17 protein-coding genes and 1 pseudogene are annotated in these 18,191 nt (G+C 45.7%); 10 read left to right on the top strand and 8 right to left on the bottom strand.

Annotation, left to right across the window (positions count from 1 at the left end; all coding sequences use genetic code 11):
* Positions 1 to 1,019: 1,019 nt before the first annotated feature.
* The 6 genes from AC0YN7_RS25735 to AC0YN7_RS25710 form a co-directional block, all read right to left on the bottom strand.
* Complete coding sequence (locus AC0YN7_RS25735) at positions 1,020 to 1,823, bottom strand: metallophosphoesterase family protein (RefSeq protein ID WP_475812884.1); 804 nt, start codon at positions 1,821 to 1,823, stop codon at positions 1,020 to 1,022.
* 84 nt (positions 1,824 to 1,907) lie between these two features.
* On the bottom strand, positions 1,908 to 2,618 hold the full coding sequence (locus tag AC0YN7_RS25730; RefSeq protein ID WP_475812883.1) for a histidine phosphatase family protein: 711 nt from the start codon (positions 2,616 to 2,618) through the stop codon (positions 1,908 to 1,910).
* The gene (locus AC0YN7_RS25725; protein ID WP_475812882.1) at positions 2,615 to 3,958 is read right to left on the bottom strand and encodes an ABC transporter substrate-binding protein; all 1,344 of its coding nucleotides are present in this window, start codon (positions 3,956 to 3,958) and stop codon (positions 2,615 to 2,617) included. Before AC0YN7_RS25725 ends, AC0YN7_RS25730 begins: the two co-directional genes overlap by 4 nt.
* A gap of 96 nt (positions 3,959 to 4,054) precedes the next feature.
* Positions 4,055 to 4,936 (bottom strand): carbohydrate ABC transporter permease, encoded by an 882-nt coding sequence (locus tag AC0YN7_RS25720; protein WP_475812881.1) that lies wholly within the window; start codon positions 4,934 to 4,936, stop codon positions 4,055 to 4,057.
* Positions 4,926 to 5,804 carry a carbohydrate ABC transporter permease gene (locus AC0YN7_RS25715; RefSeq protein ID WP_475812880.1) on the bottom strand — a complete coding sequence of 293 codons (879 nt, stop codon included), beginning with the start codon at positions 5,802 to 5,804 and terminating at the stop codon, positions 4,926 to 4,928. The genes AC0YN7_RS25720 and AC0YN7_RS25715 overlap by 11 nt, the downstream gene beginning before the upstream one ends.
* Before the next feature lie 147 nt (positions 5,805 to 5,951).
* Entirely contained in the window at positions 5,952 to 6,968 is a 1,017-nt protein-coding gene (locus AC0YN7_RS25710; protein WP_475812879.1) for a LacI family DNA-binding transcriptional regulator, read from the bottom strand.
* Between the two features lie 1,280 nt (positions 6,969 to 8,248).
* Between AC0YN7_RS25710 and AC0YN7_RS25705 the strand changes: the two are divergent.
* The 6 genes and pseudogenes from AC0YN7_RS25705 to AC0YN7_RS25680 form a co-directional block, all read left to right on the top strand.
* Positions 8,249 to 8,488: pseudogene (locus tag AC0YN7_RS25705) on the top strand (DDE-type integrase/transposase/recombinase); the annotation flags it as partial.
* 353 nt (positions 8,489 to 8,841) lie between these two features.
* Positions 8,842 to 9,858, top strand: a complete 1,017-nt coding sequence (locus AC0YN7_RS25700) for a hypothetical protein (protein WP_475812878.1) — start codon at positions 8,842 to 8,844, stop codon at positions 9,856 to 9,858.
* A gap of 492 nt (positions 9,859 to 10,350) precedes the next feature.
* Complete coding sequence (locus AC0YN7_RS25695; protein ID WP_475812877.1) at positions 10,351 to 10,644, top strand: hypothetical protein; 294 nt, start codon at positions 10,351 to 10,353, stop codon at positions 10,642 to 10,644.
* A gap of 32 nt (positions 10,645 to 10,676) precedes the next feature.
* Positions 10,677 to 11,288: a hypothetical protein gene (locus AC0YN7_RS25690; protein WP_475812876.1), complete on the top strand. Its 612-nt coding sequence runs from the start codon at positions 10,677 to 10,679 to the stop codon at positions 11,286 to 11,288.
* Between the two features lie 562 nt (positions 11,289 to 11,850).
* Complete coding sequence (locus AC0YN7_RS25685) at positions 11,851 to 12,102, top strand: hypothetical protein (protein ID WP_475812875.1); 252 nt, start codon at positions 11,851 to 11,853, stop codon at positions 12,100 to 12,102.
* Complete coding sequence (locus tag AC0YN7_RS25680; protein ID WP_475812901.1) at positions 12,103 to 12,252, top strand: transposase; 150 nt, start codon at positions 12,103 to 12,105, stop codon at positions 12,250 to 12,252. It abuts the gene before it with no gap.
* 78 nt (positions 12,253 to 12,330) lie between these two features.
* On the opposite strand, the gene AC0YN7_RS25675 is transcribed toward AC0YN7_RS25680, so the two are convergent.
* Together AC0YN7_RS25675 and rbsK are read right to left on the bottom strand one after the other, a co-directional pair.
* Positions 12,331 to 12,456, bottom strand: coding sequence for a hypothetical protein (locus tag AC0YN7_RS25675; RefSeq protein WP_475812874.1), 126 nt, complete (start codon positions 12,454 to 12,456; stop codon positions 12,331 to 12,333).
* On the bottom strand, positions 12,456 to 13,367 hold the full coding sequence (gene rbsK / locus AC0YN7_RS25670) for a ribokinase (RefSeq protein ID WP_475812873.1): 912 nt from the start codon (positions 13,365 to 13,367) through the stop codon (positions 12,456 to 12,458). Before rbsK ends, AC0YN7_RS25675 begins: the two co-directional genes overlap by 1 nt.
* Before the next feature lie 280 nt (positions 13,368 to 13,647).
* On the opposite strand from rbsK, the gene AC0YN7_RS25665 reads away from it, so the two are divergent.
* The 4 genes from AC0YN7_RS25665 to AC0YN7_RS25650 all read left to right on the top strand — a co-directional run bounded on the left by AC0YN7_RS25665 (position 13,648) and on the right by AC0YN7_RS25650 (position 18,183).
* Entirely contained in the window at positions 13,648 to 14,550 is a 903-nt protein-coding gene (locus AC0YN7_RS25665) for an ABC transporter permease (protein WP_475812872.1), read from the top strand.
* Positions 14,551 to 14,562: 12 nt separating this feature from the next.
* Positions 14,563 to 15,441, top strand: a complete 879-nt coding sequence (locus AC0YN7_RS25660) for a carbohydrate ABC transporter permease (RefSeq protein ID WP_475812871.1) — start codon at positions 14,563 to 14,565, stop codon at positions 15,439 to 15,441.
* Positions 15,442 to 15,520: 79 nt separating this feature from the next.
* Positions 15,521 to 17,071 (top strand): extracellular solute-binding protein, encoded by a 1,551-nt coding sequence (locus tag AC0YN7_RS25655; RefSeq protein WP_475812870.1) that lies wholly within the window; start codon positions 15,521 to 15,523, stop codon positions 17,069 to 17,071.
* Positions 17,068 to 18,183, top strand: coding sequence for an exo-alpha-sialidase (locus AC0YN7_RS25650; RefSeq protein ID WP_475812869.1), 1,116 nt, complete (start codon positions 17,068 to 17,070; stop codon positions 18,181 to 18,183). Before AC0YN7_RS25655 ends, AC0YN7_RS25650 begins: the two co-directional genes overlap by 4 nt.
* Positions 18,184 to 18,191 lie beyond the last annotated feature (8 nt).

The following is an 18,191-nucleotide window of genomic DNA, read 5'->3' as shown; positions in this document are numbered from 1 at the left end:
CAGAAGCGGCATCCAGAATAACATCATGACTCCACATGGGGCTACCTTCGGGTAGCTGTAGACAGCAATTAAAGTCTGCAACTATCACTTAAAGTCCACCACTCACCACTTAAAGTTTGACGCAAGCCGACCGATTTTCAGGTATTTACCCCCTGACATCGCTCGGCTTTTCTTTTACCCAATCGGAAGCCCTAACGCTCGTCTCCTGCCATCCCCAATCTTTTACCCTGCCAATTCCCCAGCTTATTCATAGCTGCAATCTCGCATCACACAAGCACTTCTCAGGCTTTCACTCAATTTTTTATCCGGCTCAAAAGCCCTTCCATCTTCTTTCCTCGACTCTTTCCTAACCCCTAATCCCAGCCTTTCCCCAACGTCTTTCCCTGCTCTTACGTCAAACTTTAACTGCATTTTCTCTATGATTTTTTATGTTTAATTCCTGTCTTTTGCAGGCTCTCTCGTCAAACTTTAACTGCATTTGGGATTTGGGGAAAGGGGAGGGAAAAGGGTGGGAGGGCTTGTGGGAGTAGGGGAGAGAGGGATTGAGGGGGAAGGATGAGTGAGTGGCAAACTTTAAGACAAATGCACAGCATAGCCGGGAATAGCGTAAGAATCAAGAACCCTGTGAGCAACATGGAGATCAACCGTTTGTTATTAATAGTAGAACCCTCCTTGTATAAGATTTCTTGAATGCAGATTTGGGTTAAATGTTAGCATGCTCTTTGAAAATTGAATTTGGGACTTTCTTTCCGGTATGCCTCTAGACTATGGATCTTAGAATCCATTCGGGGATGCAAGGAGGATTAATCTGCGAGTGCGCAGGAGGCCTCCCGGAAAGTTCGGTATGGATGTAAGTTCGCAAGAACTGGAAACCTGTATCATGAACTCGGATGGTGCAAGGTGGAGGCGTTGAAGGCAAAGAACGAATTGCATGGCTCTTCCCATCTACGCGACCACATTGTTACCGCAGCGGACAAGCTATCCGCTTCCGATATATCGGGCTTGTTTCCTCTATCTTCTCAAAACTCTAGCAACACCCGCCGGGTGGGGCGGCCATGGTTACGGGTGCTGTCGTATACGGCGGCGGTCATGCCGCTGGGGCCCACCTCCACTACCCAGAAACAGGTGCGGGTCCGCCCATTCACCACTGATTGCAAGGTGTGATAACCAATGCCGTTCTTCACGCTTTTATGCCCGGTGTGCATATGTCCTTGAAGCACTACCACGCATTTATTACAGTTTTCCAGTATGCTCCGCACTGCTGGAGCGTTTCTGATGACATGGGGGTCCTCAATGTCATCCAGAAGGGCATGGACCATCACCACCACGATGTCCGGCTGTGCTGCCGCCAGATCGGCCTTGAGCCAGGACAGTTGGGATTGGGGCAAGTAGCAATCATCCCATCTCCCGATTCCCGGCTGGTGGGGCATGCCTTCGGCGTCGAAGTTGCAGTCCAGCCCAATGAAATGCACACCCTTGTGGTCAAAGGAATACCAGGTCTGTCCGCCGGGCATCTCCCACAGGGCGGCCAGTTCGGTGCCAGGCACTGAGTCTACATCGTGATTTCCCAGCAGATAATACATGGGGCCGCGAAACTTGCGCATTATCGGCATGATGGCTGCCAGGGCCTCTCGGCCCTTGTCCGGCTGACCGGGCCAGTCGATGAGGTCTCCCAGGTGTACGCAAAAATCCACTGGTACACCGTTGAACGCGTCAATACATTGCCTCGCTTTGTCTAAGGTGTTTCGATAATAACGCCCTATCCGCATTGGGCGGTCTGCATAGTGCATGTCTGTCATCAGACCAAAGCTGAAATGTTCCATCTCAATGCTCCTCCGGTCATGGGTTTGTGATTGAGCCGTGTGTAACGATAAAAACCAGCCCCGAAATCTCGGGGCTAGCTTCCGTCAATGGAAGTTGTAGAGCAACCCGCTGGTATTGTTGTTCAATCCAAGTGAATACAGGTGTGAGGTATCACCGATGCATACAAGCCTCGGGTTAATCCGGTGTTGATCATATTGCTCCAGAAGTACCGTGGACACCGAGGAGGGTGGCAGCCATATCGAACGCCAGAGCGCGGTCACCGGTATGTCCATAATCAACGACAACAATGCCAGTCCCACGCCATGGTGGCAAAAGATCGCCACATCTTTGTCCACAAGCGGGGTATCGGTCGTCCAGCCCACGTCGGTCACCTGGATGTGAGCCTGCCGCAACCATTCGAGCCAGCCGGTGCGCAATTCATGGAAACGGTTGGCGGTAAGGGGCTGAGGGAAAAGATCGCTGTTCGCTTCGTGCTTTCCTTCCCCGCCCTCGGCCTGGCGCAGCTGATGCCCCGGCAGGTTCCAGATCACCACCGGGTCCGGAACGCTTGAATCGGGGCTAGCTGTCAAATCACCCATCTCCCGCATCCATTCCAAGATTTGCACGGGTATCCCTGTTCTCTCGGCGGTATACCCGGCGGTGGCCTTGGCCCGTCCCATAGGTGACGAATAGATTTGCACTAGAGGCAGACGCTCCATGCGCTGAGCCAGCGCCTGAGCTTCTCTTTTGCCCAGGTCCGTCAGGTTGTCATTCTCGTAGTCCGGGTCGCCGTGTCGAATAATATGCAGCCTCATTTTCCGTTGTCCAATAAGGCTTGAGCTTCTTTTTGTGCCCGCTGCAGCGTAGCGGTGATGTCGGCATTGTTCAGATAGCTCTCATCCAACGCCAATTTGAAAGTGTTGGACACATCTCCGAAATTCTGCCGGATCATGTAAGGGCTCTTCAGGATCGGAAGGAGCTCTACTGTCGTGGCATACTGTGGCTTCTCGGCGAACATGGCCTGAATCTCGGGCAAGTCGTAGGAAGAGTGACGCACCGCGAAGTACCCGGTAGCAATCATCCACTCGGCGGAAACTTCCGGGCTGGTCATGTATTTCACAAACTCCCAGCTGGCGTCGATCTTCTCCTGAGGGTGCTCGTCGATGATAATGAAGCCGCCGCCGCCCAAGAGGGAAACAGGGTCTTTGCCGTCGCCAGCGGGAAGAGGGGCGATACCCCAGTCGAAAGTAGCGGTCTTGGACACATTGCCCAAAGAGCCACTGGAGTTTGTCATGATAGCGGTGGTCTCGGCCAGGAAGTTCTCCGCCGCGCCGCCGTAGCTGGTGTTGTCTTCGGCCAGGCCGGCGTCCATTAGACCTTTAAAGAAGTTGACGGTTTCGATGAGTTTGGGATTGTCGAGGGACATGGTGTCCATGTCCACATGGATGGCGCCGCCGTTGGAGAGCGCCAAGGCCTCGGTCATCCACACGTCGCCCATAAACTCAAGCGGTACAAGTTTGGCATTATAAGCTTTGAGGGCTTCGGTAACCGTTTTCAATTCGCTCCAGGTAGCTGGAGGGTTCTCAGGGTCCAGGCCGGCGGCCGCCAGAATATCTTTATTATAATAAAGAATGGTGCCGCTGTGCTGGAAAGGCATTCCGTACAGCAAATTGTCAGGGTAGCTGAACAGCGTGAAGAAGCCTGGTACATAGTCGTCTAGGAAACCAGCGGGTTCGTTGGCGATCAAGGTGTTCATATCCACCAGTGCGTCAATGCTGAGCAGGTTGGAGAGGTTGTAGCCGCTAAGGACCACGTTAGGGGCATTGCCGCCCGAGATGGCCGTCAGAGTCTTTTGCAGCGTTTCATCGTAGTTGCCGGTGAAGGTGGCGGTCACGTGGATGCCGTTGTTCGCCGCATTGAATTTATCCACAATCTTCTCCATAGCAAGAGCCAGGGGACCCGAGGTCTGGGTTGGAAAATAATAGACCAGCTCAACCACATCGCCGTTACTGGCGGGTGCGGAGGCATTGGCGGTTGGTTTGGCTGACGTCTGGGAGTCCGGTGGAGTAGACGAGTTGCCATTGCAACCGGCCAGAAAAACGAGAATCATGGATAACGCAGTACCTAGCAGTGCAAACCATTTGTTGTTCTTCATAGATCATTTCCTCCGTTCAATATATTATTACACACGAAATTCGCGTATAATATAACGTTACAGGCATTGCGGGTCCAAGGTTAGGAACGTGGCCGGCTATTTGATGCCTGAGGTGACGAAGCTAGCCACCAGTTGACGCTGGAAAAACACCAAGGCGATCAGGAGCGGTAAAATCACCAAAATGGCCGCCGCCATTGTCAGACCCCATTCTGAGGCGCTTTCTGCCTGAATGCCAAAGTAGGCCATGCCCACGGCAAGGGTGCGCTTTTGCACGGATTCGGTGATGACCATGGGCCAGAAATAGGAGTCCCATTGATACACCAGTGATGTAATTGAAAATGCGATAATGCGAGATTTTATCATAGGAATGCCAATCACCATCATGTATCTAAAATCGCCACAGCCGTCGATGCGGGCACTGTCTTTCAGCGCGGTGGGTATCTCCATAAATGCCCCGCGGAATATGATGATAGATATAGCCGAGGCAAAGCTAGGAAGGGCGATGCCCAGCAGGGTGTTGTACAGGTTCAACCCGTTGATGATGAGGTAGTTGGGCAACAGCAGGCTTTCTGGGGAGACCAGCAGCCGCGCTAGCACAAACAGGTAGAAGAAGTTCTGGAACTTGAACTTAAAGCTGGAGAAAGCGTAAGCAGCCGGAATGCTGATACAAAGCTGGGCTACTAAGACCCCCACCGCTACGATGATGGTGTTTTTGTAAAAAACATCCCAAGGTGCGCGGCGCAACACTTCCTTCATATTCTCCACGAACATGAACTCCGATGGGATGATGGCCAACGGATGTTTCAATACGTCCACCTGGTCCTTCATGCTGGTGATGAAGATCCATGCCAAGGGGAACAGGAACACAAGACTGGCAAGCAGAATAATGGCGTTAAATATTAATGTGGACGTAATTCTTTTGCGTTTGGCCGCCATGCCGCTTTTATCTCGGACAAGCATTCTTACTTCAGCGCTCATATTCTACCCTCCGTTCGCCAAGTCGTAGATAAACGATTGTGAAGATAAACAAAACCAGTAGGAATATCGTGCTCATGGCACTACCGTAACCAATGCGTCGGTTGATAATGCCTTCCTGATAGATGTAATACATCAGCACATTGGACGAATGGCCCGGGCCGCCCTGGGTCATGATGGCGACGAGATCCATGGATTGGAAACTGCTGGTGACGGACAGAAGACAGACCACAAACAGCGTGGGCATCAGCATGGGCAGCGTGAGCTTGAAATAGCGCTTGATATGGCTGTTTGTTTCCAGCGCCGCGGCCTCATAATAGTCCTGAGAGATATTCTGCATCCCCGCCAGAATCAGTAAAAAGCTGAATCCTAGTGATTTCCATACCGAGACGACGATGAGTGCCAGCAAGGCGTATTCGTAGCTATTTAACCACTGAATACGTTGGTCCAGCAGCAGGTTAATGGCGCCGCGGGAAGGGTTGTACATGTAGATCCACACCATTGCGGCCACCGCGATGGGTAACACGAAGGGGTAAAAGGCGGACATCCGGAATAGTGTGCGGAATTTAACGGTTTTGCTGTTGGCTATCGCCGCAAATAGCAACCCCAGCACCACGGTGAGAATGACTTGGGCAAAGCCGTAAATGGCCGTGTTCCCAACAATGCGCCAGAAGTGCCGATCCCCGTTGATGGCCTCATAGTTTCCAAGACCGATAAATTGCATTTGGGTAAAGCTGACGTTAGTATCCATTAAGGATAGATATACGGTTCGCAGCATGGGGTAAACACTGAACACCCCAAAGATGATCACCATGGGCAAAATATATAGATACGGTTTAACCGATCTACTGGCCAATGATCCTCTACTCAATAGCTTCCCTCCGTTCCAAATCGAATTGACCGTTTGAATAATGTTCAAATTAATTCAAATAAAGCGATTAAATGTAAATGTGAGGGCAAAGCGAATGGAACCGCTTCCACTCGCAGTCTGGGTTGGTGAATGATTCAGTTGGAAAAACTAAAGACACGATTCCCGGATAATAAGCTCTGGCTTGATGATATAATGCTTCTCTGGGCTGGGGTCGATACCATCTTTGACTATGGAGACGATTCTTTCACTGGCCACTTTTGCATGCTTATCTACAAAGGTACGCACCGTGGTAAGGTGCGGAGAAAACCACTGGGCCATGGGAATGTCGTGGCTGCCCATCACCGATATCTGGCCTGGCACCGAGATTCCGTTGTCCTGTAACGCGCTGATTACCCCCAGGGCCATGGTATCGTTATAGGCAAATATGGCGTCGTATTGGCGCATCCGATATAGATTGGCCACAACGGTGTCGTAGCTCGATTTGAAATCAAACTGGGTGAAATAGATGTCTTCTTCCAAGATTCGCATATCTTTTTCCGCCAAAGCATCCATCAGGCCCTGCGTGGTTATATCGCCGGACTGGTGATTTCGGTTGCGAATGTACGCAATACGCTTGAATTTTCGCTTTGCGAAGTGTTCGCCCACCAGATATCCCATCGTATAGTTGTCGAAAGAGACGCTGGGAATGAATTGCATCTTCTCGTTGCATCTCGTCATGGAGAACAAATGGATGGAAAGGCCCTTTAGATACTCGATCACATCGTCATTCTCGATTCTGCGGAATAGGACCAATCCCGCCAGCTGCCGCTTTTTGATCACCCTGTCCAAAGCGTCTACATCTTCGGTTAAAGTCACGTCATTCAGGAAAATGGGGTCGAAATCGTGCTTGGACAGTTCAGCCTGAATATAGCTGAATTGAAGAGCGCGAAAATCGTCTTCCATGAAGCTGCCAAAATAAGTGTGCATCAATAATCCAATGGAATTGGAAGTTTGTGTCCGTAGGTTCCTGGCATTCTCATTGAATTCGAAATTGTGTTTTTTGGCCAGTTCCATTATTTCTTGCTTTCGGCGCTCCGATATTTGATCGGACCCGTTAAGGGCGCGCGATATTGTGGATTGTGAAACGCCAATAAGCTTAGCTAGCTCCTTAGATGTTATCCGCATACAATTCTCCTTTCACACACGCATTTTCTCCGCAAGTGCACTTTGTGGTAGACTCTTCCGCGTTTACGCATACGTATGCGTAAACGTCCGTGTGAATTTACGCATTCTTATGCGCCAACATTCGGGTGCATTTACGCATTCGTATGCGTTAATCACTTTATATCATATGCAGATTTCCAAGTCAAGCGTTAGTGCTAATAATTAATTTTGGACTGCAATGAAGGTTGGATCCAAATCAACCTTGATGTTCGTCCATTGATATCTCCACAATTCTTCAAGCAGCCATTTCCACTCATCATCGTTCTTGAAGTTATGCTCTGTAGCGTCTCCCTGACCCCTAATACGAAGAGTATTTGAGCCGCACGGTCGTTTTTGGCCTCTTGCAAATTACTGCGAGAAGGAAGTTCAGGCACAGATCGATTTACCGATTCCGGATATCCCAACTAACGCAAACCCTGCTGAAGTGGGGGATTCACCCGATATCCGCTTGTGTTCTCCTGCATAATGAACACATAGGCGTCTTTTTGAGCTCTGAAGGCATAGTTAGGTGTTAATGGGCGGAAGAAGTCACGGGAAATGCGTTGAATAAATACACATGATTAATTTCATGGAGTTTTAACTCGTTTCCTACGGACGATTTTCAAAAGAAATCTCCCTTTTATAAGGGGGATTTCTTTTTTTACAGTTTTAGTAATGATAAGAATTATCAAACTATATTACAAAACTATTTAGCCACATATTATGTCAGACTTTTTTATCAATTTTTATTATAAAAAACCTCTGATGATGTAACGATAAATCAAGGGTATTTGATATTTAAATGATCAAACATTATTATAAAGCTACATGTTGGTATTAACATCCAACAAACTCTAACGCCCACCATTAAAACCATGCACAAAGCTTATAAAGTACGACTACAAGCCGATCTGATTTCAGGCATTTCCTCCTGATTTCACTCGGCTTTTTCTTTTCTCTCCGATTCATTATCCCGATTATTATCCCGTCAATCCCTTGCCAGCACTGGCTGTATTCCGATTTGATCTTTAACTGTTTTCATATTTTTTTCCCTTTCAAACCTAATCCCAATGTTTTCTCCTGCTTTTACCTCTGCCTTCAGTCAGACTTTTACGGTTCGATTTGTGATTTTCCTAAGCCCTCACGCCCATGATTTTCCCTGAATTTCAGTCAAACATGGCGTACAATGGGATTTTTAAGGAGCGGGAGGAGAAAAGCTGAGATGCCTTGTGGGAGTAAAGCGGAGCGGCAAACTTTAAGACAAATCCACACTGTGGCAAAGTGACATCAAGTATGGTCCCTTTCTCCCCATTGGACCCGGTGGCACGAGCAAACAAACCTATCTTGTCGTATTCATCGATGATGCAACGCGCTTTGTGGTTCATGCTGCTTTCTATGACTCTCTTGAGCAAGCCATTGTGGAAGACACCTTCCGCAAAGCAATCCAGCAATATGGTGTGCCCGAGGTAGTCTACTTCGACAACGGTAAGCAGTATCGGACCAGTACGCTATTTTAGGTCAGACATGGTTTTATTTGCGGAAGAAAGATACGTATCTGGTTGAGATATAAGTAATGGGAAAGTGGTTCTTACAGTGACAACTTCCCTTATCTAATAGAATTAGCGGTCACGCTCAGCGTCAAATAATGGACAGCAGACATCGTCAATTTCCGGTCAAGTAGAGACATCAGTAACAGCTAGTATGATATGTACTTGGTTCAAATAATAGTGAAATATAGGATTCTGAAGGAAATGAAGGAAACTTGTGGATATTTGTCGAACTGTTGAACCATAGCTTATATAGTTCAAAAGAATTATATAGCTTGGAATCAAGATAAAGAATTGGAGCTAGATTAATGCTTACTGGACGAATTGTTGGGAAAATAGAATGGGATAACACTATGAGTTTATTACCACTTGTATTTGCATATGCAATTTTTATGGTTGAACAAGATAATAAGGCAAGGTTTGTAGTTCTACTGGCGCTTTATATTATATTTATTGTTTATTCAATTGTTAAAGATAATGAACAGAGTTTAAAAGAAGGAGAAAAAAAGAGAAAACAAGTCGACTTAGTTCTTTTATACGTAATAATGGCTGTTCCTGTTTTTTTCTCATGGTACAATTTATTCTATTTCCTCTTTGGCGTAATTACAATAACGCTAATTGTTTACAAAACGTTTGAGTTTATAGGTGACATGACGGAATCGGTATTACATCATAAAGTAAAAATGCCACTTACATTTGCTTCATATATTAAATTCTGTGTTTGGTTATTCGGTTTTATAGTGTTTATAAGTTCCTTCTTTGGATTTGTTGTTTGGTTTATTACTTTGTATCCTAATCATTCAATTTCCATAATGTTAATTAAATCTCAGTCGAATATTGTAACGCTCATTGGGATTATTGTCTTTTCGTTACTTATCGCTGTATTTATAATTGATTATCTTATAAAGATGGTTTTCATTGATTTGAAACCTGTTAATTTTAAAACAATGCGTCGAATTGAGGTGCAGCAACTATTTTTTAAAGTAGCAATAGTCATTATATTTGCTGACCTGGCATATTCACTAATGTACTTAACATTTTCGGGAATCAAGTTAAAGGAAGTTGCAACATTTAATGATTATCTGCTGCTTTTACTTGATTATGTAAAGTCGTTTTATTATGCATTCAGTCTTCATTTTGCCATTCCTATGCCAACAACATCTTTCTTTAAAGAGTTGGATGTCTTGGTTAAGGAAACATCATCAATGCAAATCATTCAGTTTTTCCATTTCTGTCTTAACAAAATAGTCGATATAACCGTACTTGCTTATATGGCAGGCATTATTTTAACCGCTTTAGGATTTAAGAAAGAGAAAAGCGATTAATCAAGTTTTTTGAATATAATTCTTCATCAATTGTAATACAAAATGAACGTGGAATGTATTTACAGCAGATTAAATAGGCAAGTGGTAAAGGAAACGAGATTCCGATTATTTGTAGGGAATGAATTATCATAGAGAGAGGTGCATGAGTTGAACGATTTATTATCGTTTGAACAAAATATCTCGAAAAGTATGAAGGAGCATTACAATTATTTGTTACATACTGGGAGCGAATACAATCATTCGTACAGTCAAATAAAGAGTTGGTTCTTGAACAAAAATTGATATCAAAAGCTATTGTAACAAGAATGTTTTATGCCAATCGAAATAGTCGAGACTATAATGATAAAATACATCGAGATAAGAAGCCCGTCCTTCGCTGATTACTTTACTGAATCTGTTGGGTTGTATACCTCTGCATTTCTGAGAAATATTGTTGGCTTTCAATTAGCAATGGAAAAAACTTTTTAAAAGAAAAGACCAGATATACTGATTATGAAAAACGGAAAAGTTGAGTATATATTAGAGATGAAAATTGATATGGGATATAGTCGGTATGAGTGGCAGCAAATTTATAATAAAAAGGTTGAAGCATTCGGTTTACCTCCTGGGAGAGTATGCCTCATTGTATTGTCGTCATCAAATTGGTCTGGATTTGAGAAAGTAAAGCCGTTAAATTGGATTTCACTCTCTAAGAAACATCCAAATGATGCGAGGAAATTTCCACTTTACCAAGCAGGAAAAGAGTTAACCTTAAATGATTTTGATGATTTTATTGAGAAGTATTGAAGATACAATAAGACAGGGTTAGGGTGATGTGAATGATAGATGTCCCAGTTGAGCATAACGAACGCTTAAATTATGTACTTGATTTAGCTTGGAGTATATTTATCAAAAGGCTTGCCCTTGGGCGTATTAAAGTTAATAAAGAATCTTCTATGCAGCTCCATTATGCATCATTGATTAACAGTCTGGGTGAATTAATGTGCTTAGATAGGGCTGATGTATTTACGATTGAATTGGAGCATTCTTATCAGTCCAAGAATGTGGATATTGTTTGTTATTACAATGATATCAAAGCGGCGGTTGAACTGAAATGCTTTAAAAAGTCATCTAATCGTGCAACTGACATTGATATGTATGATGTATTGAAAGACATTGAACGGCTATTTGATTTTGAGGATTTTTTAGTTAAACGCTTCTTCTGCCTAACAGACAATCCGTATTATATGAATGGTCACCATTCTGGTCACGCTGAATTCGTGAGTATCAGTCATGGAACTTTGTACATTAATGAAACCCCCATTATTCCAAGCTGGGCTGGAAAGTGGAAAGATAAGAGTAAGGATAGAACACTACATTTTAAGAAAGATGTTGGATTTGAATGGTTTCAAGAGAAGGAGTGGTATTTTTTAAATTTGAAGTTAGATTAAAGCATCACTAAAACAAGAATATATTCAGAATTGCTCGGCTTTTTCTTTTCCCTACACGCAATCTCCTGCCAATATCGCACTAATCCACAATCATTTCTCCTGCCATTTCTTCTGCTCTTTAAGATCCGGAATCCCACATCACGCCTGCACTTCTCAGGCTTTCCCCCGCTCTTTTATCCGGTTGAAAAGCCCTTCCCACCATCTTTTCTCGGTACTTTCCTAACCCCTGCCTTTTCCCCAACGTTTTTCCCTGCTCTCACATCAAACTTTAACTGCATTTTTTCATTAATTTTTCCTGTTCTATACCTGTCATTTGCCTGCTTTCGCATCAAACATTAATTGCTTTTTGGATTTGGGGAAGGGGGTGGGGTAGTGGCAAACTTTAAGACAAATCCACAATTCCTCAAGGTATTTATGCAGAATTACGTGAGGCTATGAAAAATAGTGATCACCTATTTACGGACCTGCACGTTGCACAGGGGCGTGTCCATAACTGGTTGGACCGTTACTTCACGGAATTCCTCACCGTGTTCAATGACTGGAATGTAAGTCAGCCATACAAATGCTAAGTCTGAGCATGCTGTCACATGAGATCGTATCATTATCAGATGAGTTCTTGCCTAGGCATCTGAGACAAGTAGCAAAACGTGGGGCTGGCATTGGACGTATACAGGAGATAAAGTCAGCTGCTAACCGTTCTGTAGGTATTAAAGAGGGCACGGGTCTAGCTAAGATGGAGTTGCAACTGCTGCTCAAACAGTATCAACTCATTCAAAACAAGTTTGATGAACTTCATCTAAAGATCGACGAATAAATAGAGCAAACACCCGGTGTAGATCAACTTTTAGTTATAAAAGGAATCGGCAGAGATACGATAGCTGGTTTTCTTGCAGAGATTGGCGATATAGGGAATTATCAACATCCGAAACAGATCGTAAGCTTGCAGGAAATCCAGAATTATTAACTAAGCTGCTTGTAAGCCGAAGCAATCCACATTCAATTAAACGCATATTGACAAGGGATTCCGGAAAGTGAACACTCACTAATAGATATCGGTTAATGCGTGAACTTCTATATGCTCGCGGATGATTAATGCTTTTACCGCTTGCAGCAGCCCGGTCGAACGTTTGGCAACCTTGAACGATTTGCTTAACTCTTGAATGGACATCACTGGCCTCCTGCAAGATCCGCACTATATGGCATTCCTGCCTGGGCACCGAGCTTCATGACCGACCTTCCGGCTACCATCCCCGCAAACGATATGGCCTCACTTAATGTCCAGCCTGACGCGATGCCGAAGCCTAATCCTCCGTTGAATGCGTCCCCAGCGCCAGTTGTATCGACGACATCGACTTTCAATGCGGGTACTGTCTGGATATTCCCATTCTCCAGGTATGAGCAGCCATGCTCGCCCCGGGTCACGATCAGCTTATGTCCGAAACGCTCCTCCCAGCTGGAAAGAACCGATTCAAGCTCTTCCTGAGTAGAGAAATCACGACCCACCATCTGTTTTAGCTCAGTTTCGTTAGGGGTTACATAATCGCAATTTCTCAGTAAATCTTCGGGAAGCGGCTGGGCAGGCGCCGGATTCAGCACTGTAGTGACGCAGCATTCACGAGCCAATTGCAAGACATACTCCACTGTTTTTAACGGAATTTCCAACTGCACCAGCAGCAAGTCGGCTTCCGCAATCAACCCGCGATGCTTCTCAATGCTCTCCTCTGAGAAATGATTGTTCGCACCGGAAACGACCACGATGCAGTTGTCTTCGGGTGTATGGAGCACGGTTGCGGTACCGGTTGGTACTCCTTCTAGGTTCTGAACGGCCGAAATATCCACCCCGTTGTCCAATAAATTCCGAACTAATTGTTGTCCGAACATATCTGTCCCTACTGAACCAATCATTGCAACCTGGGCGCCCAACCGCGCGCTGGCGACTGCCTGATTTGCTCCCTTGCCTCCCGGCATGTAATGAATAGCTTGCCCTTGCAACGTTTCTCCCACGGCCGGCATCCTGCTCATCGAGATGACCATATCCATGTTCAAGCTTCCTACTACTACAATTTTTGGCTTATTCAAAATGAACACTCCCATCTTAATATAAGTTTCCTTATTTGTTTGCTCGGCAAATGTCAGATGTAGTTTAAGTGATACGAACGGGAATATCAATCCTTTCCTTCACTTATCTCAGTCCCGACCAGCTTAAAAGGCTATGAAGTGGTTAAATGCATCAAAGTAGAAACTTGAAACATCTCACCGGGTGGAGAAATGAATCTTCAAAGCCTGCATTGGTGCTGGGAATAGAAACAGTCTCGTGTCTATACTGTAACTGCCGGCGAAAAACAAGAACAGGGGGGGGATGGTTTCCATAGTTAAATCGATTTCGAAAAGCAAGTACTATTATGTCATGTTTTTAATTCCATTCGTCTATTTTATCGTGTTTCATTACATCCCGTTATTCGGGATCATTATTGCTTTTAAAAAGTACAACGTGTTCCAGGGAGTATTCGATAGCCCTTGGGTAGGGACAAAATATTTCAGTCAGTTCCTCAGCGACCCTTACTTCTACAAGCTGCTCAAAAATACGCTGATGATCGGCCTATACCATATTTTGTTTTCGTTTCCGGCTCCGATCGTGCTGGCCTTGCTTCTGAACGAGCTCAAGAATCAGGTGTTTAAACGGTTCGTTCAAACGGTCAGCTACTTGCCTCACTTCTTGTCCACAGTTGTCGTTGTGGGGATGATAGTCAACTTCACGTCTTATGATGGAATCATCAACCGTTTTCTTGGCCTGTTCGGAATGGAAGCCGTTCACTTTTTAATGCTGCCGGAATGGTTCCGAACGATTTACATCGGGTCGGAAATATGGCAGGGGATTGGCTGGGGGTCGATCATTTATTTGGCCGCCCTAACAGCAGTGGATTCTCAATTATATGAGGCAGCGGTCATCGATGGGGCCAACCGTTGGAAGCAAATGATTCACGTCACGCTGCCGGGCATAGCGCCTACGATCATCATTTTGCTTTTGTTCAACATAGGAGCGGTGATGCAGGTTTCGTTCGAGAAAGTACTGCTTCTCTCGAACGGCTCCAATATGCCTGCTTCCGATGTCATTTCTCTTCACGTGTACCATCGGGGACTTGTTTCCAGCGACTTCAGCTATGCGACGGCCGTAGGGTTGTTCAATTCTGTCGTAGCCGTCTTGTTCTTGGGCGCCGCCAACCGGATCAGCAAAAAGGTTAGTGAAACGAGCTTATGGTAAAGGAGGAACTCAGTGAGAAACTACCAAGGGATCGGATCCCGAACGTTTGACGCATTCAATATCCTATTCATGATTGGATTGATCTTCGTTACGTTTTATCCGTTGTATCATATTTTCGTTGTATCCATCAGCGATGGACATTCCGTGCTGCGGGGGGAAGTGAATATTTGGCCGATCCGTCCTAATCTGGACACCTATCGCTTGCTTCTTCACGATTCGGCAATCATCCGTTCTTATGGAAATACGATTCTATATACGACAGTAGGCACATTTGTCAATTTATGCTGCACCATTCTTTGTGCTTATCCACTCTCTAAGAAGGAATTTCACGGTAGAAGCTTCTTTACCCTGATGATCGTGTTCACCATGTTTTTCAGTGGTGGGTTGATTCCCAGTTATTTGCTTGTGCAAAAGCTGAACATGATAAATACGATGTGGGCCCTCATCATACCTGGGGCCATCAGCGCGTGGAATATGATCGTAATGCGTACGTTTTTTCAAGGAATCCCGAATGAGCTGTTTGAAGCGGCCCGAATTGATGGGGCCCAGGAACTGCTTGTGTTATGGAGGATCGTATTGCCCCTTTCGCTGCCGATCATTGCCACCATCTCAATGTTTTACGCTGTAGGCCATTGGAACAGCTTTTTCCCGGCCTTGATTTATTTAGATGAAAAGGCGAAGTATCCGGTGCAAATTTTGTTACGGAATATGGTCGTTATGGGACAAATGTCGGAGCAAAGCCAAGAGCTAAGTGGATCTTACGCGGGGGTCACGTCAACTAACATCAAATATGCCGTCATCATGATTGTGGTTGCGCCGATTATCGCGGTATATCCTTTTATTCAGAAATATTTCATCAAGGGGGTGATGATTGGCTCTTTGAAAGGTTAGAGCTGATTTGTGCGAAAGTTTTGACATATTCAATTGTTAGGCAAGCTGTTACAATTAATTATGATCATGGAGGGGTAATATGGAAAACAAAATAATGAAGTTCCAACTCCTAGTTTTCGTCACGCTAGCTGTAGCGCTATTCTCAGGTTGCACTGCCAAAAACAGCGAGGGGGAGCCTTCCGCGATGGAAGGCCAGAAAGAAATGTCACTGAAGATGATCCGCTACGAGCATCCGTCGCAGGCGCTTAGGCAGGATACGCTAGTACTGAATGAAATCGCAAAAAAAATGGGAGTCAAGCTCCAGGTGGAAGGCATTCCACAAAGCAACTATATAGAGAAAAAGCAGGTTCTCATCGGCACGAACAATATTCCTGACATTATTCTGATTGATCAAAACGATCTCAACCAGTACGCCAAGACAGGCGTCTTCCTTAATATTTCCGAATATATGGATCAAGCTCCGAATCTTAAAAAACGGTTGGAGGAAAATCCGGAAACAAACAAGCTGCTGATCGAAGGCAAATTGTACGGCTTCCCAATTACCGCCCAAAACCAGCTGTCGGCTGGAAAGGCTCCGATGATTCGTACCGATTTGCTGAAAAAGCATAATTTGAAAACGCCCTCAACATTCGAAGAGCTTTATCAGGTGCTAAAAAAGTTGAAGGAGGCTTATCCGGATTCGACGCCATGGACTTCTCGGGGGATGGGTTCTTTTCTGGACGCTGTCGCTCTTGGTATGGGTGGCGGGTACGGAATGTATTTCGATTACGATGTGAAAGACGGCTCTTATGTATACGGAACTAGCAAACCCGCTTTCAAGGAAGTGCTTACTTACTTGAATAAGCTTTACAGCGAAAAACTGCTCGACCCTGATTTTTCTGTGAACACGCAGCAGAAGTGGGCGGAGAAGCTGACTGCCGGCAAAGCATTCTTTTATTTTGATAATAATACGTTTGCGGTGAACTACAACCAGGCGCTGCAGCAGCAAGACACGGAAGCAAAGTTGGAACTAATTCCGTATCTTAGCAACAGTCAGGGCAAGGTTAGAGGCTTCGCCTACCCGAAATCCGGATGGATTTCGGAATTATATGCGATCAGCTCCAAGGTCAAGGAACCTGCGGCGGTCGTAAAGTTTTACGATTGGTTATACAGCGATGAGGGTATTCAGGTCGCCAACTTCGGTGTGCTAGGCGAAACATATGAACTCGTAGACGGCAAGCCCAAAATACTTTCAAGTGTCCTTGATAAATATAAAACGGCAGCAGATCCGGCAAGAGCTTTGCTATCTGAGCTAGGAGCGGGATATTTAAGTCTGGCGCCGCATGTGGACGAAACGCCAATCGTACAAGTTTCAAATCCTGATTTGGTTCGTTGGGGAGAGCAAATCGACAAGGACCCGGGTTCCAAAAATCGCGCACCGTCTTTGAAGCCGCCTTTTACAGAGGATGAGAACGAGAAGATCAAGCAAATTAATTCCAAATTAAGTCCGATAACGGCTGATGTCGTGAAATTTATTATGGGATCCAAGCCGCTTTCTGAATTTGACGCTTTCGCAAAGGCTCTGAATGATAACGGAGCGCCTGAGCTCGAAACCATATATAATTCGGCTCTCGGAAGAGTGAAGAAATGATAGCCAATACGCTTAACGACCGCAAGCGGCCTAAACTCGAAGTTGAAACCGTATCGATTTACAAGCCGGCAAGCGAGTACGATTGGTCCTATTCGCACCATGCCCACATTACGCATTACAAAGGTAAATTTTATGCCATTTGGTCGAATGGGAGAATTAACGAGGACGACGTCGGCCAACGAGTGCTAATGGCGGTCTCGGATGATTTCCTTCGTTGGTCGGTACCTCAGGCTTTAGTGGACACTACTGGGGGAATATATTCGGATCTGGTGCTGACTGCTGCTGGATTTCACCAGTATGGCGACACGTTAATTGTCTACTATGGGCAGTACGAATACAAACTGGAGCATTTGGAGAACGGATCGCGTAAGAGCGGCGACAAAGGACATATGAATACGTTCCTGTATGCCATAGTCACAAAGGATGGAATGAGCTGGAGCGAGCCGATCCCGATGTATCTACCCATCATCCCGAATCACGGACCGCAGCAGACGCAATCGGGCAGGCTGATCATCAGCGGCAATATCATGTTTCCGTATTCGGACGATCCAACTGGAATGACCGGGTGGGTTCAATCGGGTATATATCCGCCTGAAATGTCCGGAACGATCTGTGACGACTCTGAATCATTCTGGCAGGTGAAGGAAGCGCGCCAATGGCCGGTTGGCTTATGCGAGGGTTCGTTCTATCAAACTGCCGACGGAATCCTTCATATGCTTTTGAGAAGCAATAGCCGCAAGCTATGGGTGACGCGGAGCGCAGACGACGGGGCGAGTTGGTCGAATCCGCTGCCGACTAGTTTTTCCGATAACAACAGCAAATTTCATTTTGGTCGGTTACCGGACGGGACGATTTACTATGTTGGAACGCCAGATCCAGAGCCCCGAGGCAAACGCAGTCCGTTAGTCCTGTCGCTATCGCTAGATGGGATGCTGTTCAACCGCCACTTCATTCTGAAAAATGAAATGTGTGAACGGCTCTTCCAAGGAATGTACAAGGGCGGCGATTACGGGTATCCTCACACGCTGGTGCACGACGGATATCTTCATGTCATTTACTCGGTTTGCAAGGAAAGCATTTCAGCTCTGAGAGTACCGATCGAAACGTTATAAAAGGATCG

Source organism: Paenibacillus sp. J31R122 (assembly GCF_056269185.1).
Note: the sequence above shows the minus strand (reverse complement) of the source record. Positions and strands in the feature narration are given on the sequence as shown.